The 18,990-nt window shown below is 35.4% G+C and carries 17 protein-coding genes; 5 read left to right on the top strand and 12 right to left on the bottom strand.

The annotated features are described in order from the left end of the window. Positions 1–30: 30 nt before the first annotated feature. Positions 31–555, bottom strand: a complete 525-nt coding sequence (rimM, locus tag DOS84_RS00220; protein WP_111408105.1) for a ribosome maturation factor RimM — start codon at positions 553–555, stop codon at positions 31–33. A gap of 14 nt (positions 556–569) precedes the next feature. After that, complete coding sequence (locus DOS84_RS00215; protein ID WP_111408104.1) at positions 570–1,127, bottom strand: 30S ribosomal protein S16; 558 nt, start codon at positions 1,125–1,127, stop codon at positions 570–572. A gap of 197 nt (positions 1,128–1,324) precedes the next feature. Between DOS84_RS00215 and DOS84_RS00210 the strand changes: the two genes are divergently transcribed. Continuing rightward, positions 1,325–1,804 (top strand): DUF6252 domain-containing protein, encoded by a 480-nt coding sequence (locus DOS84_RS00210; protein WP_111408103.1) that lies wholly within the window; start codon positions 1,325–1,327, stop codon positions 1,802–1,804. A gap of 270 nt (positions 1,805–2,074) precedes the next feature. Then, positions 2,075–2,437, top strand: a complete 363-nt coding sequence (locus tag DOS84_RS00205; RefSeq protein ID WP_111408102.1) for an RNA recognition motif domain-containing protein — start codon at positions 2,075–2,077, stop codon at positions 2,435–2,437. A gap of 113 nt (positions 2,438–2,550) precedes the next feature. Here the strand turns inward: DOS84_RS00205 and leuB are convergent, their stop codons facing one another. The 10 genes from leuB to DOS84_RS00155 all read right to left on the bottom strand — a co-directional run bounded on the left by leuB (position 2,551) and on the right by DOS84_RS00155 (position 12,454). Continuing rightward, positions 2,551–3,612 carry a 3-isopropylmalate dehydrogenase gene (gene leuB, locus DOS84_RS00200; protein ID WP_111408101.1) on the bottom strand — a complete coding sequence of 354 codons (1,062 nt, stop codon included), beginning with the start codon at positions 3,610–3,612 and terminating at the stop codon, positions 2,551–2,553. A 56-nt stretch (positions 3,613–3,668) separates the two neighbouring features. Further along, positions 3,669–5,192 carry an alpha-isopropylmalate synthase regulatory domain-containing protein gene (locus DOS84_RS00195; RefSeq protein ID WP_111408100.1) on the bottom strand — a complete coding sequence of 508 codons (1,524 nt, stop codon included), beginning with the start codon at positions 5,190–5,192 and terminating at the stop codon, positions 3,669–3,671. 44 nt (positions 5,193–5,236) lie between these two features. Then, complete coding sequence (locus tag DOS84_RS00190; protein WP_111408549.1) at positions 5,237–5,743, bottom strand: GNAT family N-acetyltransferase; 507 nt, start codon at positions 5,741–5,743, stop codon at positions 5,237–5,239. Between the two features lie 10 nt (positions 5,744–5,753). After that, complete coding sequence (locus DOS84_RS00185; protein WP_111408099.1) at positions 5,754–6,542, bottom strand: methyltransferase domain-containing protein; 789 nt, start codon at positions 6,540–6,542, stop codon at positions 5,754–5,756. 5 nt (positions 6,543–6,547) lie between these two features. After that, positions 6,548–7,252 (bottom strand): class I SAM-dependent methyltransferase, encoded by a 705-nt coding sequence (locus DOS84_RS00180; RefSeq protein ID WP_111408098.1) that lies wholly within the window; start codon positions 7,250–7,252, stop codon positions 6,548–6,550. 16 nt (positions 7,253–7,268) lie between these two features. Next, positions 7,269–7,589, bottom strand: a complete 321-nt coding sequence (locus DOS84_RS00175; RefSeq protein ID WP_243636294.1) for an antibiotic biosynthesis monooxygenase family protein — start codon at positions 7,587–7,589, stop codon at positions 7,269–7,271. A 54-nt stretch (positions 7,590–7,643) separates the two neighbouring features. Continuing rightward, positions 7,644–8,240 carry a 3-isopropylmalate dehydratase small subunit gene (gene leuD, locus DOS84_RS00170; protein WP_111408096.1) on the bottom strand — a complete coding sequence of 199 codons (597 nt, stop codon included), beginning with the start codon at positions 8,238–8,240 and terminating at the stop codon, positions 7,644–7,646. Between the two features lie 60 nt (positions 8,241–8,300). Continuing rightward, positions 8,301–8,669, bottom strand: coding sequence for a four helix bundle protein (locus DOS84_RS00165; RefSeq protein WP_341537920.1), 369 nt, complete (start codon positions 8,667–8,669; stop codon positions 8,301–8,303). 51 nt (positions 8,670–8,720) lie between these two features. Further along, positions 8,721–10,115, bottom strand: coding sequence for a 3-isopropylmalate dehydratase large subunit (gene leuC, locus DOS84_RS00160; protein ID WP_111408094.1), 1,395 nt, complete (start codon positions 10,113–10,115; stop codon positions 8,721–8,723). A gap of 908 nt (positions 10,116–11,023) precedes the next feature. Next, positions 11,024–12,454, bottom strand: a complete 1,431-nt coding sequence (locus DOS84_RS00155) for a PKD domain-containing protein (protein ID WP_111408093.1) — start codon at positions 12,452–12,454, stop codon at positions 11,024–11,026. Between the two features lie 249 nt (positions 12,455–12,703). Here DOS84_RS00155 and dnaE point away from each other — a divergent pair, with 249 nt between their 5' ends. The 3 genes from dnaE to trxA all read left to right on the top strand — a co-directional run bounded on the left by dnaE (position 12,704) and on the right by trxA (position 18,960). Further along, a complete protein-coding gene (dnaE, locus tag DOS84_RS00150) occupies positions 12,704–17,227 on the top strand; it encodes a DNA polymerase III subunit alpha (RefSeq protein ID WP_111408092.1) in 4,524 nt (1,507 codons plus the stop codon). A 178-nt stretch (positions 17,228–17,405) separates the two neighbouring features. Then, entirely contained in the window at positions 17,406–18,341 is a 936-nt protein-coding gene (locus DOS84_RS00145) for an outer membrane beta-barrel protein (protein WP_111408091.1), read from the top strand. A gap of 301 nt (positions 18,342–18,642) precedes the next feature. Next, positions 18,643–18,960 carry a thioredoxin gene (gene trxA / locus DOS84_RS00135; protein ID WP_077377586.1) on the top strand — a complete coding sequence of 106 codons (318 nt, stop codon included), beginning with the start codon at positions 18,643–18,645 and terminating at the stop codon, positions 18,958–18,960. Positions 18,961–18,990: the final 30 nt, after the last annotated feature.

Below are 18,990 nucleotides of genomic sequence, written 5' to 3'. Positions count from 1 at the left end.
ACCGAATAAACAAATTATCAATTAAACTCCCTAAAGATACATTTCAATTAACCCTTCAGGTAAATCCATGATAACTTTTTTGTTTTCTCTGTCTATTTTTACAAGGAAATGATCAATCATTGGAATTAAAATCTCGGTATCTCCTTTGAGTACTTCGAAAAGAGGTTGAGCTGTGGTGTCGTTGATAGACTGGATTTCTCCAACATATCCCAAACGTTTGTCTTCTACTTCAAAGCCAATAACTTCATGAAAGTAGAATTTATTACCCGAAAGTTTGGGTAACATTTTCAAAGGAAGATAAAGGTCGTTGCCTAGTAGTGTATCAGCCTCCTCTTCGGTATTGATATCTTCAAAACGAATTCTGAGGAAATCATTTTTGTGCAATGAGCTATTTTCAATAAAAAAAGGAACCAAGTGTTTGTTGCATTCAACAAACACTGATTCCAAGTTTTCGTATAACTCAGGTTCATCCGTGTCTAAATAAGCAAGAACTTCCCCTTTGAAACTAAATTTTTTGGCGATTTTACCCAAATAGAAACAATCTTCTTTACGCATTTTCGCCTTCTAAATTATGCTTCAGTTGTTTCGTTATTTTCTTCAGCAGCAGGAGCTTCTTCAGCTTCAGCAACAACCTCTTCTTCAACAGCAGGAGTTGCGGCAGCAATAGCATCAGCTTCAGCTTGTGCAGCAGCAGCTAAACGTTTTGCATTCACTTCTTGTTCTGCCTTGAAAGCTTTAGCTTTAGCATCAGCTTGTGCCTTAGTTAAACCTTCTTTTTTAGCATCAACTTTTCCAGCTTTAGCTTCTAACCAAGCAGTTAATTTTGCATCAGCTTGTTCTTGTGTTAAAGCACCTTTACGAATACCTCCATCTAGGTGGTGTTTCAATAAAGCACCTTTGTAAGAAAGAATAGCTTTTGCTGTATCAGTTGGTTGAGCACCATTGTGCAACCATTTTACTGCGCTATCAAGATTTAAATCGATAGTTGCAGGGTTTGTGTTTGGATTGTAAGTACCAATTTTTTCTAGGTATTTACCATCTCTTTTTGAGCGTGCATCTGCAGCTACAACCCAGTAAAAAGGTTTTCCTTTTTTTCCGTGTCTTTGTAATCTAATTTTTACTGACATAATCGTATGATTAAATTTTGAGGTACTCGACCTCGATTAATTAAGGGTGCAAAGATACATCTTTTATCGAAACTATCTAAAAAGTTTATTATTTTAATGATTAATAGTTTGTTAGCTGTTTTTTTAGTTTTATTTTGAATAAGAAAACTCACATATTAGCTCCAAAACCTTTATTTTTGTGAATCAAAATCAATTTTATGAGTAGGTTCTTTTCAATTATAGCCCTGTTTTTTATTTTACTATCCTGTGAAGATCAAGTTAAATTTAATAATCCTGCTGTTCAAGGATTAAAAGATAATGTGGTTTGGAGAGCCACTTTGTTTACCGCTGTTCAAGCTGCTGATGGCTCTTTGACTATAGAGGCCTATCAAAGAAACGAAATTTTAACGCTGAGAACTTCGACAACATTGGTTAAAAATTACCCTTTAGGTATTACCCTTGCTAATAAAGCAACATTAGTAGAAAAAGTTGGTGATGTAAAGACTGTTTTTTCAACTGGCATAAATAGTGGTGATGGCCAAATTGTAATCACAGAAATAGACGCGGTAAACCATACTATTACGGGTGAATTTAAAATTAATGCATTAAATGTTTCAGCAGATCCTTCAATAAATCCAAATGTAAATTTTCAAAAAGGGATTTTTTACAAAGTGCCATTAACGGTAACCACCAAATAGTCAATTTTTTTAAATACGAAATACGATTTGGTATTTTAAAGGAATGAAATTATACTTCCCAGAAAAAAATAGCTGAGGGTTCAGAAAAAACTATTTCGGTTGATTCTTAAATTAATAAAGGAATAAAAGTTAGTTTTTCGTTGTTGAAATAGAGATTTGTCAAAAAGCAAAATAGGGGTATATTATAAATAATATCATAAATAAGCTAATTTATAGTTGTTTAGAAAAAAAATAGAGTACATTTGCTCTAATTATTATAAATAGGTACTTATGAATATTTTTGTTGGAAGCCTTCCATTCAGTATTGAGGAAGCAGATTTAAGAGAGTCTTTCGAGGCTTACGGAGCAGTTGATTCAGTTAAAATTATCACTGATAAATTTACAGGAAGAAGTAAAGGATTTGGTTTTGTTGAAATGACAAATGATGATGAAGCTCAGAAGGCAATTGACGAATTGAACGGAGCTACTGTTCAAGGACGTGCAATCGTTGTAAACAAATCTGAACCAAAACCAGAAGGTGAAAGAAGAAGTTTTAACAACAGCCGTGGAGGTGATTCTCGCGGAGGTTATGGTGGTGGAAACAGCCGTGGTGGAGATAACCGTGGTGGTGGAGACAGAGGAGGAAGATATTAATATTTTTTTCAATCATATATTAAAAAGGTGTCAATGTAAATTGACACCTTTTTTGTTGTATTCCATTTTGTATTAGTAGAGGCACACCGTAATGCGCCTCTATCGTAATATATCTATAAATTTGCTACCAACCAGTCGCCTACTTGACTGGTAGAGTATGCTTTTGATCCTTTTGAAACTAAATCTTCGGTTACAATTCCTTGTTCCAATGATTTGTTAACTACAGCTCTGATTGCTTCAGCTTCAGCTTTCAATCCAAATGCATCTTCAAACATCATAGCGGCTGATAAAACTGTCGCCAATGGATTTGCAATATTTAGTCCGGTTGCCTGTGGATAAGATCCGTGGATTGGCTCGTATAATGAAGTATGTTCACCTACTGATGCAGATGGCATTAATCCCATTGAACCAGAAATAACAGAAGCTTCATCTGTCAAAATGTCTCCAAATAAATTCTCTGTGATTAAAACATCATAAGAGTTTGGCCATTGTACCAATCGCATTGCAACTGCATCAACAAATTCATAACTCACTTCAACTTCTGGATAATCTTTTTCCATAGCTTGAACAGTTTCTCTCCACAAACGAGAAGTCTCCAATACATTAGCTTTGTCCACACAACATAATTTTTTAGAACGTGTCATTGCTAGTTCAAAACCTTTTTTTGCCAAACGTTGAACTTCAACTCGAGTGTATACACAATTGTCAAAGGCAGTTTCTCCGTCGTCTCTTCTTCCTTTTTCTCCAAAATAAATACCTCCAGTTAATTCTCTTAAGAAAACCAAGTCGGTTCCTTCGATACGCTCTCTTTTTAATGGAGAATTATCAATCAATGATGGAAAAGTAAAGGTTGGACGCACATTTGCAAACAGACCTAATTTTTTACGCATTAACAATAAACCTTGTTCAGGACGTACTGGTGCGCTTGGATTGTTATCGTATTTTGGATGTCCAATAGCTCCAAAAAGAACAGCATCGGCAGCCATACAAATTTCGTGAGTTTCGTCTGGGTAAGGAACACCAACGGCATCAATAGCACAAGCACCTGTAAGTGCAGGTGTCCAAGTGATTTCGTGGTTGAATTTTTTGGCAATGGCATCCGAAACTTTAACTGCTTCGTTAATTACTTCTGGTCCGATTCCGTCTCCGGCTAAAAGGGCAATGTTGAATTTCATTGTTGTTAATTTTTAATTATATTTTTAATAGATTTTTTTCAATTCTAATTTTATTTTTAAATCACCACCACATTCAGCATTTTTTGAGTGGCAATGATAGCGGCTACAGTTTGGTCGGAATCTAGTCCCCTTGTTTTAAATTCTTTTCCGTTGTGAGTCCAAGTGATAATGGTTTCGCATAATGCATCCGAGCTACTGCCTGGTGGAATGCGAACCGCATAATCGACTAATTTAGGCAAAATCATTTTTTTTGTTTTATAAATTTTTGAAAGGGCATTCATAAAAGCATCAAATTGACCATCACCTTGTGCATTTTCTTCAAAAATTTCACCGTCGATTTTTAAACATAGAGTAGTTGAAGGGCGTAATCCTTTGGCGTGAACCAATACATACGATTCTACTACAATTTTTTCTTCATAAGATTGACTGTCCAATACATCTGAAATGATATATGGCAAATCTTCTTTGGTAACCGTTTCTTTTTTGTCTCCCAATTCAATTATTCTTTGCGTAACCAATTTCAAATCTTCTGGGTTTAGTTTCAATCCCAATTCTTGAAGATTTTTTTCAATATTGGCTTTGCCAGATGTTTTTCCTAAGGCATATTTTCGTTTTCTGCCAAAACGTTCTGGAAGTAAATCATTAAAATACAGATTGTTTTTGTTGTCTCCATCTGCGTGAATTCCTGCAGTTTGTGTAAAAACATTATCACCTACAATAGGTTTGTTGGCGGGGATTCTGTAACCGGTAAATGTTTCAACGAGTTTGCTTACTGAGTATAAAGATGATTCTTTGATATTGATTTTTACCTCGGGCATAAAATCATTAATCACGGCAACAGTACTTTCAAGCGGAGCATTTCCAGCGCGTTCTCCCATTCCGTTTACGGTAACGTGCAATCCGTTGATGCCTGCTTTCACAGCTTCCATCACATTGGCAACGCTTAAATCATAATCGTTGTGCGCGTGGAAATCAAAATGAATGTTAGGATATTTTGCAGTTATTTTAGATATAAATTCAAAAGTGTCCGATGGAATAAGAACTCCCAAAGTATCGGGTAATAATATTCTTTTCACAGGTTGTGTCACCAAAAAGTCCAAATATTGAAAAACATATTCAGGAGAATTACGCATACCATTACTCCAGTCTTCAAGATAGACATTGGTAGAAATTCCGTTTTCATTTGCCAAAGTAATAGATTTTGCAATTTCGTCAAAATGTTGTTCTGGTGTTTTTTTTAATTGATGCGTCAAATGATTTAAAGAGCCTTTGGTCAATAGGTTTTGCACTTTTGCTCCTGCTTTTTTCATCCATTCGATAGAAATTCCTCCATCTACAAAAGCCAATACTTCGATTCTGTCGGTATATCCTTTTTCCTCAGCCCAAGACATAATTCCGCTCACACCTTGAAATTCACCTTCGCTAACACGAGCAGAGGCAATTTCGATACGGTCAATATTTAGTTCTTCTAGCAATAATTGCGCAATGGTTAACTTTTCTGCAGCAGAAAAGGATACTCCCGAGGTTTGTTCACCATCGCGAAGTGTAGTATCCATTATTTCAATTTTTCTTTTTTCCATATTGCTTTTTGTATTCCTTTTAAAAAGGGTATTATATGTTTTTACTATTCTACTTTAATTTCAAATAGACTCAATGTTATTCCTTCATAATGTTTAGGCAAACCATCATAATCCGGGATGATAATTCCAAGGAAATTAAACCCACATTTTTGATAATATTCAATTAAGGATTCGTTATCTCCCCAAGTATCCATTCTCAAAAAATCCAAATTATTTTCTTTTGCAAACTGCAGTCCCCAATCGATTATTTTTTCTACAAAATGATAACCTCTAAATTTTGGATGCGTCACAATTCGATGAAAATAAACGGCTCTGTCACTATTTTTTTCCTTCCAAATACTTTTATCTTCAAATGTTATGGCAAATACACAAGCAATTTCACCATCAATTGTAATTTTCCATTGGCGGTTTTCTGCAATTTCTTTTTTTACTAATGCTCTGTCAAAACCTTGCCATTGTTTATTAAATTTAGTTTTTTGATACGCAATCGCCATATCATAAAACTCAAAAATGCTGTCTATATCTTCAATCGTGCTGGGTTTGAAATTCATCTTGATAGTTTTATATTTTTCCTCGCACTTCATTTAATTTCATTGTCATAGAAATTGCTTCGGTTTCTATCCAATGGTTGTATTCTTCTATGGCTTTCAATCGTAATTCATTGTCTAAATAACCTTCTTCTACCATTTGAAGAGAGCCGGCAACTTTTGACCAAATGCCTATTTTCGATTTATAATCTGATCTTTCTTCATTATAAAAGTCATCAGAATTTATTTTTTCGATAGAATGAAAACCTGCTTCTTTCAATAAATCAGGCAAATCTTCTGCAATTCTATTATTCATTCCAGCGTCCTGTCTCCATTTTAAGAAAGTATCATAAAAGGTCTGCATGCTTTCTGGCGGAGCAGGATTCCAATCTAAATTCGTGTGATCATAGTCCAAAATTGAAATTTGACCGTTTGGTTTCAAAAGGGATTTTATTTTCAACAAAGCTTCTTTTGGATTACTCAACCATTGTAATACTCTGGCCGAAACAATTAAATCGAATTTTTCTTCTGGATTGAAATCAAATAAATCAACATGAATTAATTCTAAATTCGTGATGTCTTGATAGGATTCCTTTCCACTTAAAATGAAATTTTCGGTATTGTCAATTCCAATAACTTTTCCTTTTTCTCCAACTATTTTTGCAATGTCTTTTGAAATAGCGCCTGTCCCACAGCCGACATCCAGAATATTCATGCCCGGTTTTAAAATGCCCATCAGATTTCTGTAATCATTTTTAAGGCTTCGGTCATCAAATATTTTGGTCGCCTGTTCGTCTCTTTGTATGTGTTTGTTTGCTTTCATATATATTATTTTATACCTCCAAATACGGAGAAATTACTGTTTTTATGTAAAACGTCCACATACGAAAAGCCTACTTTCTTTAATACTTCCAATTGATACATCACAGATCGGGGAGTATCTTCTTTGGCAATATAATCGAACACATTTTCTTGATATGCTTTGCCACCCACACCTTCTAAATAATCTGCATAGCGTTTCCACATCAATTGGTCAATAGCAGGATGGTCGTGTTTTATTAGATCTGAAATCCAAAAACAGCCTCCCTTTTTTAGACTTTTATATATTTTGGAGAAAACCGTTTCCCATTCTTCATCTGCTCTCAAATGATGCATCGCTGCTCCGGTCATCACAATATCAAAAGTTTCGCTGGGCAATTCCATACTCAAAAAATCAGTTTGAATAGTGGTGATTTTCCCTTCCGAAGCTTTAAAAATTCTTTCTTTAGCCTTGTCCAGCATCGGTTGGCTCAAGTCAATTAAGGTGGAATCAAAATCAGGAATAAGATCTAATAATTTCAAAGAATAGTTACCTGCACCACAGCCCAAATCCAAAACCTGTATGGCATCAGGACAACAGGCGTTAGCTGCTTGGGTCAATAATTCTAAACTCAAAGTGGCATCAACAGTACTGATTTGGCCTGTTTCTAAATTAGAAAAACGCTCTACTTCATTGTCAAAACGCTGTTGTATTTCAGATAAAGTTGATTTCATTTTTTATAATTTAAAATTATTTTTTATTCTCCAAAACCATTTCGTAATGCTCCACGACAGGGAACGGATTGTAATAATGATGCAACAATTTTTTCCATTCTAAATAGGCTTCCGATTCTCTAAAGCCAACCGTATGATCTTCTAATTTCTCCCAATCTACTAAGAGAAGATATTTATTTTCCTCCTCTAAACATTTTCTCAAACTATGACTTGCATAACCTGGAATGGATTGTATGAACTGACTGGCAATTGCAAAATCTCTTTCGAAATTTTGTTCTTCTCCTTTTATTACCTGCAGAATAGCCATTTCTAAAACCATACCTATTTTTATATACAAACCCGACAGATTTAAAAAATGTGTCGGGTTTCTTAACTAATTGTATTTATTTTTTTAGTAAGGCAGTTTATCTGCAAACCCTGTAATCTCTTCTTTAATGTTTTGCAAGTAGTCAATATCATCAAATCCGTTAATCATATTGTTCTTTTTGTACCCATTAATGGCAAAAGATTCTTTTTGACCAGTTACTTTTAGTGTAATGGTTTGCTCAGGAAGATTAATTTCTAATTCTGTTTTTGGATCTGCTTCGATAGCTTTGAAAATAGTTTCAGCAAATTCTGGACTAACTTGAACAGGTAAAACACCAATGTTTAAGCAATTTCCTTTGAAGATGTCTGCGAAGAAACTAGAAACTACTGCACGGAATCCGTAATCGTAAACCGCCCAAGCCGCGTGCTCTCTTGAAGAACCCGAACCAAAGTTTTTTCCGCCCACTAATATTTTTCCGCTGTATGTTTTATCGTTTAAAACGAAATCTGCTTTTGGAGTATCGTCTCCATTGTATCTCCAGTCTCTGAAAAGGTTGTCTCCAAAACCTTCACGTTTTGTAGCTTTCAAGAAACGAGCAGGGATGATTTGATCCGTATCTACGTTTTCTATTGGTAGTGGCACTGCACTACTCGTAAGGATATTAAATTTATCGTATGCCATTGTGATTTGTTTTTGGCAGTCGGCTTTGGGCTTTGGGCTTTGGGCAAAACTGCACTAATTTTATTGATTTAATTTTAGTCTTAATTGATAAATCTGTTTTCTAATTTGAATTACTTTGCTTTCTAAAGTCTGATGAATTTCAGGTTTTAAATATTTCAAGTCAGAAGAAAGCAATAATAAATATTCAACTTCTGAGCAGGAAGCAATTGCAATATTCAAATATCTTGCAAATTCTTTTTCGGAATTAGAACCACAACCTTCAGCAAAATTTGTTGGAATAGAAGAAACTGCTCTTCTCAATTGACTTGTTAATCCAAATAATTCTTCTTTTGGAAATTCTTTCGTTGCTTGATAAACTTCAAGTGTAAACAAATGACTTTCTTGCCAAACATTATATTTTCTAAAATCTCTCATATGGACGATCGGCATTGGGCTTTGAGCAATCTGCCGATAGCCGACGGCTCAAAGCCCACAGCCTTTTTACATCAATTCTCTTGGATCTGTCAGTTTTCCAGTAACGGCAGCAGCAGCAGCCATAATTGGGCTGGCCAATAGCGTTCTTGAACCAGGACCTTGACGACCTTCAAAGTTTCTGTTTGATGTACTTACCGCATATTTTCCTGCAGGAACTTTATCATCGTTCATTGCCAAACAAGCTGAACAACCTGGCTGACGCAATACAAAACCAGCTTCAGTAAGTATGTCCAAAAGACCTTCTTCTTTAATCTGTGCTTCTACAACGTGAGAACCTGGAACTAACCAAGCTGTAACATTTTCTGCTTTTTTTCTTCCTTTTACAATTTCTGTAAAAGCTCTAAAATCTTCAATACGACCATTTGTACAACTTCCAAGGAAAACAAAATCAATTGGTTTCCCAATCATCACGTCATCTTCGTGGAAGCCCATATAGGCCAAAGATTTTTTATAAGTTTCCTCACCACCTTCCACTTGGTTGGCGTTTGGAATATGTTTTGTGATACCAATTCCCATACCAGGATTCGTACCATAAGTAATCATTGGTTCGATATCAGCAGCATCGATGTTCAATTCAGCATCAAAAACGGCATCAGCATCAGTTTTCAAGGTTTTCCAATACTCAACTGCTTTTGTCCAAGCTTCGCCCTTTGGAGCGTATAAACGTCCTTCTAAGAAATCGAAAGTTTTTTGGTCAGGAGCAATCATACCACCACGGGCACCCATTTCGATACTCAAGTTACAAACGGTCATACGACCTTCCATTGACATTTCTTCAAAAACATTTCCGGCATATTCAGCAAAATATCCTGTTCCGCCCGAAGTAGTTAATTTTGAAATAATATATAGTGCAACGTCTTTTGGACCCACACCTTTACTTAAAGTTCCATTTACGTTGATACGCATTTTCTTTGGCTTAGGCTGCATAATACATTGAGTAGCCATAACCATCTCCACCTCTGAAGTTCCGATACCAAAAGCAATAGCTCCAAAAGCACCGTGAGTAGAAGTATGAGAGTCACCACAAACGATAGTTGCACCAGGCAAAGTAATTCCGTTTTCAGGTCCTACTACGTGAACAATACCATTTTTTTGGTGTCCCAATCCCCAGTGTGAAATACCATATTCAGCTGCATTGTCTTCCAACGCTTTCAATTGGTTGGCAGATAAGGCATCGGCAACCGGTAAGTGTTGGTTTATAGTTGGTGTATTATGATCGGCAGTTGCAAAAGTACGCTCAGGATACAATACCTTAATACCTCTTTCTTTTAAACCTAAAAAAGCTACAGGACTAGTCACTTCGTGAATAAAATGACGGTCAATAAAAAACACATCTGGTCCATCTTCTATTTTACGCACCACGTGCGAATCCCATACTTTGTCGAATAATGTAGTACTCATTTTAACTATTTTTTAGTGTATTTCTCTTTTATAATCAGGACAATTTCCTAAACAATTATATCATTGGCAACAAATTTAAAAAAGAAAAGAGAGTCGTCAATTTAGAAAAGTGTTTATATACGATACCCAAAAGGGCTTTACAACACTATTGCACTTTAGTTCGTTGTTTTCGATAAAAAAATACACTTTCTTAATTTGACTTTGAATTTCTTTTCAAAGTAGATTTGATGCTTTTTGTTGTGTTTTTAATAATTTGCAAATTTATTACAAATAAAACGCATAAATATCTAATTTGATTAAAAAATCACAACAAAAATTTAAAAAATAGTGATTATTGTTATATTTTGTATTCTTAATATTTGATAAAAATTAACTAAAAAACCAATTTATGAAGCTGTAAATAATGCTTTTTTTGAGTTTTTAGACCTCACTTTTTTTGCTAAAATACTACGACATCCAAAAAAAAGAACAGATGAATATTTGATTAGAAAGTAGGTTTTTGGATGAATCTAAAACTATAAATAAGTTGGGCGTGCCACCGTTGAGGAAAGGGGCTTACTTTTTGCACCGCTTATACAGCCCCTTTCCTCAACGCTGTCGGGCTATCCGCGCTACTTCGGTAGCTAGCTTCTATCCCTCACTCGTCCGAAAGGACATTTGGCGTGTTCGAGAAATGTTGTTTTTACAATTGGAATTTTGAGGATTTACAGGCGCCGAGAATGGATTTCAACCCGTTGAGAATATAATTAACTACAATCTTAAGTTTCGTCGAAACGATTTGTGCAACGAATAAAGTGTATGAGAATCAACATCTAAAACTATTGTAACAAAAGAGGCCGTCCGAACAATCATTTTCGGATGGCCTCTATGTATAGTTAAATTTAAATTGGTTTTTTTAAAAAATAACATTATTTAATTTTTATGAAATTTAAACTTGAGTCTATTGCTCCAATGAAAGTTTTGAATACTGTTACATTATTAGATAGAGAAGCATATCCTGAAGTGAAATAGATCGTATTATTTTTCGTAACAAAACCTGGAGTTATTTCGCCCTTAAAATTAATTCCTTTTATTAGAGTACCATTATTGTCATATTTTAAAATTTTCCTATAAGTTGAAATGATAAATTCGTCATTTATAACTATAAGACCATTAACGTCATAATTGCTAATATTTTCAATTTTTATAAATTTAATTTCTTCTCCAAGAGGATTAATTATTCTTATTTCATCATGGCTATATAAGACGAAATTGCCATTAGATAATTTCCTTATTAAAAAAGAACCGTTCAAGTCATTCCAACTTTTTAATCTATTTGACAATAAAGTTGAATCAAAAAGTTTGTATTTAATTAATTGAAGATTTTCGTCAAAAAACAAAATCAAAGGTTTATAATTTTCAAAATCTTTCATTCCTGATGAATTTTCAAATTTTCCCCCAAAACCAATATAAGAGTTTCCATTTTTGATTAAGTCACCAATAAAACCATTTTTAATGTCATTTATATAATCTATTGTATTGGTTAACTTACCAGATTCATCTCTAATTTCAATGGCCGGATTTCCATCTTTGGAACCATAAAAATAGAAATTATTAATATTGGATACTGAGCCATAAGTAGTTAGTGTAGATATGTTTTTGCTAAGTATAGTACTCCAATCGGAATTTGTTTCAACTGCTTCACTGATCCATAAACTAGTTCCTAGAGTTTCTATTAAATTTACAATTTTATTTCCGTTATTTAAAAAAGTAGTATGTGAATGGCCAGAATTTCGGGTACTTTCAGAAAGTAATTTGTAATTAAAAGTTTTGTCATTTTCATCAAATTCAACATGTCTATAATAGGCAGTTATTTTACTATAATCAGGACTGTAATATTGAGTATAAAATATGTGATTGTTATAAATGCCTATTTCTAAAGGGAAAAATCCAGCATTTGGAAGAGAGGATTCTTCTATGTAATCGTAAGGTTCGTACATAAGTACGGTAATTTTAACAGAAGTGCTTGAGGTATTACCATTAATATCCTTTATAGATAGTGTAATAGTGTATTCTCCTGGGTCATTATATTGAATTACTGGGTTTGTTTCTGTTGATTTAGTACTATTGCCAAATTCATATGAATAAGAAACAATTTTTAAATCTGACTCGGAAATGTCAGTTATTTTAATATCATTACCAACATAGAATGTATTTGATTCAAATTTAAAGTTAGCGGTTAATTTATTTTGTTCAATATCAGGATTGTCATTATTACTGCATGCCGTTACAAATATTATAAGTGCAAAAAGATTTTTTTTCATAATTAGGGAATGGGGTTTTAAAAGTATTATTTTCATTGTTAATTTACAAATTTATACATATTCTTACAATTGTATAAAACTATATGATTTATTTTAAAAGTTGTTAATAACTTAAGACTTCTCAATCCCCATAAAAAACCTAAATTTGAACTTCCACCATTTTGTGTTTGAACACTTTTTACTGTCCATAAAATCAATATTTTAAGGCAATAAAAACTTGGACTCGAGCCTCATTAGGCGAACAGGCGAAGCAATTTGGAACTTTAACTTTGCTTTTCAGAAACTATGTATTTAATATTCGATACCGAAACTACAGGATTACCCAAGAAATGGGGCGCACCCATTTCTGACACCGACAACTGGCCAAGATGTATTCAAATCGCGTGGCAGTTGCACGACGACATGGGGAAACTCATCGAGCATCAGGATTATTTGGTAAAACCCGAAGGATTCAACATTCCGTACGATGCCGAGCGTATTCACGGAATCTCTACCGAATTGGCCGAAGCCGAAGGAATTTCTTTGGCTGAAGTTTTGGAGAAATTCAATGTAGCTTTAGGTAAAGCCAAATTTATTGTGGGTCAGAATCTAGGTTTTGATATCAATATTATGGGCTGTGAATTCTACAGAATGGGTGTTACTTCGCCAATGGGTGAAATGCCAATTCTGGATACCTGTACCGAGGTTACTGCTTCGTTATTGAAATTGCCTGGAGGACGTGGAGGAAAATTTAAACTGCCTACGTTAACCGAATTGCATAGTTATCTTTTCAACGTTCCTTTTGCGGAAGCACACAACGCAACTGCCGACGTTGAGGCTACCACGCGTTGTTTCTTGGAATTGATCCGTAGAGATATTTTTACCAAAGAAGAGCTTGATGTCGAAATAGGTTATTTCAAGGATTTCAAAAGTAAAAATCCGCACGAAATTGAGTTAATCGGTTTAAAACACATTAACCTAAAAGAAGCTTCCGAGAGAATCCGACTTCAATTTGGCGAAAAACAAGCTGTTTCGGTTTCGAAAGAAGAACTTACAGAGAATAAAAAAGTATTGGTAGATGCGTCTTTCGCGCATTTACACAACCATACACAGTTTTCGGTTTTGCAGTCGACCATTGCTATTGGGGCTTTGGTTTCGGTGACGGCCAAAAATAAATTTCCTGCCGTTGCGATGACGGATACGGGAAATATGATGGGAGCATTCCATTTTGTGAGTGCAGTAATGAATCACAACAAATCGGCTTCTGCCAAAAATAAGGAGTTAGTAGAAAAAGGAGAAGAACCCACAGAAACCGAAATCAAGCCTATTGTAGGGTGCGAATTTAATATCTGTGAAAACCATTTGGATAAATCCAAAAAGGACAATGGTTATCAAGTGGTTTTGTTGGCCAAAAACAAAAAAGGATATCACAATTTGGCCAAAATGGCTTCGATTGCATACACTGCGGGTTTTTATTATGTGCCGAGAATTGACAGAGCAATTGTAGAAAAATACAAGGAAGATATCATGGTTTTGTCTGGGAATTTATACGGAGAGATTCCGAGTAAAATTCTGAATATCGGTGAAAACCAAGCTGAAGAAGCCTTAATTTGGTGGAAAGAACAATTTGGTTCCGATTTTTATCTCGAAATTATGCGTCATAATCAAGAGGATGAAAATCGTGTAAATCAAACCTTGGTTGCTTTTTCTCAAAAACACGATGTAAAATTAATAGCGACTAATAACACCTATTATGTAAATAAGGAAGATGCCAATGCGCACGATATTTTGTTGTGTGTAAAAGACGGTGAAAAGCAGGCCACGCCTATTGGTCGTGGTCGCGGATATCGTTACGGATTACCTAATCAAGAATATTATTATAAGTCGGAAGAGGAAATGAAAAAACTCTTCGCCGATTTGCCCGATGCCATTGTGAATATTCAGGAAATTGTAGACAAGGTCGAAATTTATTCGCTGTATCGCGACGTATTGCTTCCTAAGTATGATATTCCAGAAGAATTTATAGTTCCAGAAGATGAGGCTGATGGAGGTGTTCGAGGTGAAAACAAATATTTGCGTCACCTTACAATGGTTGGCGCAGAAAAAAGATACGGCGAAATTACTCCCGACATTCAGGAACGATTGGATTTTGAGTTACTCACGATTTCCAATTCAGGATATCCGGGTTACTTCCTGATTGTACAGGATTTTATTGCCAAAGCCAGAGAAATGGATGTTTCGGTTGGGCCCGGCCGTGGTTCGGCTGCAGGTTCGGCGGTGGCATATTGTTTAGGAATTACGAATATAGACCCGATTAAGTATGATTTGCTTTTTGAGCGTTTCCTGAATCCGGATCGTGTGTCCATGCCCGATATTGATATCGATTTTGATGATGAGGGCCGTGGTCGTGTAATGGATTATGTAATCAATAAATATGGAGCCAATCAGGTGGCGCAAATTATTACTTATGGTAAAATGGCGACCAAATCGGCTATTCGTGATACGGCCCGTGTATTGGACTTGCCTTTGTTTGAAGCCGACAGGATTGCAAAACTGATTCCAGGAATGATGCCATCCAAATGGAATTTGGCCCGTTTTATTTCTGAAAGTGAGGATGAGGTTAAAAAAGCCTTGCGATCGGATGAGTTTGAAAATGTAAAAGAGCTGATTGCCATTGCCAATGAAGATAGCTTAGCGGGAGAAACCATTCAGCAGGCTAAAATATTGGAGGGCTCGATGCGGAATACAGGTATTCACGCCTGTGGTGTAATTATCACCCCATCGGATATCACCAATTTCGTTCCTGTAACGACTGCCAAAGATTCGGATTTGTATGTTACTCAATTCGATAACTCCGTTGCCGAAAGTGCAGGACTGTTAAAGATGGATTTTTTGGGTCTGAAGACCCTTACTTTGATAAAAGATACCGTAAAATTGGTCAAGTACAGAACTGGAATTCAATTGGATCCCGATACTTTTCCGATCGACGACGTCAAAACATACGAGCTGTTCCAAAGAGGTGAAACGGTTGGTATATTCCAATACGAGTCACCCGGAATGCAAAAATACATGAAAGATTTGAAACCGACGGTTTTCGGGGATTTGATTGCGATGAATGCATTGTATCGTCCGGGACCTTTGGAGTATATTCCTTCTTTCGTCCGAAGAAAAAATGGCGATGAAGAAATCAAATACGATTTGGATGCCTGCGCTGAATATCTATCCGAAACTTATGGAATTACCGTTTACCAGGAGCAGGTAATGCTTTTGTCCCAGTCGTTGGCAGGTTTTACAAAGGGTGAGGCTGATGTTTTGCGTAAAGCCATGGGTAAGAAACAGAAGGATGTACTGGACAAAATGAAACCTAAGTTCGTTACCCAAGCGGCCGAAAAAGGACATGATGCAAAGATTTTGGAGAAAATTTGGAAAGACTGGGAAGCTTTTGCGAGTTATGCCTTTAATAAATCGCACTCTACTTGTTATGCTTGGATTGCGTATCAAACGGCCTATCTAAAGGCTCATTATCCTGCAGAATATATGGCTGCGGTTTTGTCCAATAATATGAGTGATATTAAGCAGGTTTCTTTCTTTATGGAAGAATGTAAGCGTATGGGATTGCAGGTTCTTGGACCTGATGTCAATGAATCGTTTTACAAGTTTACGGTAAATGATGATTATGCTGTCCGTTTTGGAATGGGAGCTATAAAAGGAGTGGGGCAAGGAGCGGTGGCAACTATTGTAGAAAACAGAAAAGATGGGAAATACAAGTCTATTTTTGACTTGACCAAACGTATTGACTTGCGCGCAGCAAATAAAAAAGCATTGGAAAATTTAATCTTGGCCGGTGGATTTGATTCATTCGAAGGGACAACCAGAGCCCAATATTTTCACGATGACGGTGATGGTATTACATTCTATGAAAAATCGATTAAATATGGATCCAAATTTCAGGAGAATGAAAATTCATCACAGGTGAGTTTGTTTGGTGAGAGTAGTGATGTACAAATCGCGGAACCAGTAGTACCTCCTTGTGAAGACTGGAGCACGATGGAAAAATTGGCGAAAGAGAAAGAGGTGGTTGGAATTTATATTTCGGGACATCCGCTGGATGATTACAAATTTGAAATGAAATATTTTTGTAATGCCAAGCTGGAAGCCCTTAAAAACATGGAAGCGTATGTTGGCAAGAACTTGACTTTCGGTGGAATTATCACTAATGTACAGCACCGCGTGGCCAAAAACGGAAAAGGATGGGGAACCTTTATGTTGGAAGGATATGACGAGAGTTATGAATTTAAAATTTTTGGAGAAGAGTATTTAAAGTTTAGGCATTTCTTTATCCAAAACAATTTTACATTCATGAAAGTGATGATAAAAGAAGGTTGGGTAAATCAAGATACAGGTAAAAAAACAGATCCTAGAATGCAGTTTGTACTAGTGCAGTACTTGCAAGATGTGTTGAGTACCTTTGCCAAAAAGTTAATTCTTTTGTTGAATATAAAAGACATTGAGACTGAATTTATCCATAAACTGAATCGTCTTTTTCAAGATCATAGAGGAGACAATACAGTGTCTTTTGAAATTATGGAGCTTGAAAAAATAAAGCGAATTGTTGAGGCTACACCTGAGTTTGTTGAAAATGAAGAAGAGTCTTTTGTCGATGAAAATGAAGAAGGAACTGAGTTGGCTGAGATAAAGCCAGTCACAGAAGTGGAAGAAATAAAAGTGGTGACCAAATTATCTATGCCGAGTAGAAAACTAAAAGTTCAAATTTCGAATGAACTGTTGTTTGAATTGGAGAAAATGCAGATTAATTTTAAATTAAATTGATTTTTAAAAGTTAAATTTTCAATAGTATAATATGTTTTTTAGTTAAAATTATGCATGCATAGTAAAAAACAGCATCAAGTATTATAAATAGTGTTAATTATGTGTTGAGGCGCTTAAAGTGATTTTAAAGAATCCTCAAAATTATTTTAAGTTTGCGCAAATTAATTAACAAAAAATCATGAAAAAGAGTTTATTATTATTCGGATTACTAGTCTCTACAATGACTATGGTAGGACAAACCACAAGTACTGCAGACAGTAAGCCAGAAACTTGGTATTTTAAATTAGGAGGTTCTTATTTTATCCAAACGGCTGCAACAGAATTCCCAACTGTTTCTGGTGCATTGCCAAACACTGATGTTTATGCTGCAAACGGAACCACTTTGGCTTCTAGAGAAACAAATCACGGATCATTTGGAGAAGGTTTTCGTACAGGTTTAAATGTAGGATATCGTTTTTCACCACGTTTAGGTGTTGAGATGGGATTTAATTATTTTACTGGAAAAGATAAAACTATGGTTGAAACCGTGAATAGACAAATTGCTGCTGGTGTTTTTGTAACTGGGACTGCTGAAGGTAAAATTACTGCTTTTGATTTGGCTCCAGCTGTTGTTTTATTTCTTGGTGAAACAAGTGGATTTGAGCCTTATACTAAAGTAGGGGTTATTGTTCCTGTAGTTGGAGATTTAACGATTGAAACAAACAGAACTTATACGACTGCTGCTGGTACAACAACCGCTTACGCAAAAGACGTAGTATTACCAAATCCAACAGTTGGATTTATGGCTGCTTTGGGAACATCTTACAAATTAGGAAAAAACATTTCTCTTTTTGCTGAATTGGAATACCGTAACTTTACTGTTCATGGAAAAACTAAAGAAACAAAAGAGTACACTGAAAACGGTGTGGATAAATTAAACACTCCAACAGCTTTCCGTGCCGATGCGTCATATTCTGCAAGCCATGTGGATTATGTTGAGCAAATCAACAGCACTTCTAACAGTAAAGTAACTAATGCTGCTGGTTTTGATAGTACTAAAGCTACTGAAGATATTAGTTCTTATGTTGGAATTAGTGGATTAGGTATGACTTTTGGATTGAAGTACAGTCTGTAATCAAACGTAATTGAAATAGAATCAAGACCTTCTGAAAAGAGGGTCTTTTTTTATTGTTTAAAAAAGTTCTTGAAATCCTTGATGCCCCTAGCCCAGATGGAAACTGCATCCTGTTGTCCCGGGGTTCGGGACAACAGATATAGTGTACAGCTGGAAATAGCTTCTAATCGATTGGAAATAACTATTAGCAATACATTTATAATGAAAACTAATTTGGGAATGGCATTTGGTTGGTTTTTAATTTCTAAATTTGTACTCTAGTTAAAACAAATAAGCATTTAAACATAAAATAAAAAATAGTATGGCATTAGCAATAACAGATGCTACTTTTGAAGAAGTAGTTTTGAAATCGACACAACCTGTAATGGTAGATTTTTGGGCAGCATGGTGTGGGCCTTGTAGAATGGTTGGACCAATCATTGACGAACTTAGCAACGAGTACGAAGGTAAAGTAGTTGTAGGTAAAGTAGATGTAGATGCAAACCAAGAATTTGCTGCAAAATACGGTGTTAGAAATATTCCAACAGTATTGGTTTTTCATAATGGAGAAGTAGTAGGGAAACAAGTAGGAGTGGCTCCAAAACAAACGTATGCAGATAGCTTAGACGCATTGTTGTAATCGGAAACGATTATAATTTATATAAAAAGG

The sequence above is a fragment of the Flavobacterium aquariorum genome (assembly GCF_003254745.1).
In the GTDB taxonomy this organism is placed as follows: domain Bacteria; phylum Bacteroidota; class Bacteroidia; order Flavobacteriales; family Flavobacteriaceae; genus Flavobacterium; species Flavobacterium aquariorum.
This window is presented reverse-complemented; position numbering and strand designations above follow the sequence as displayed.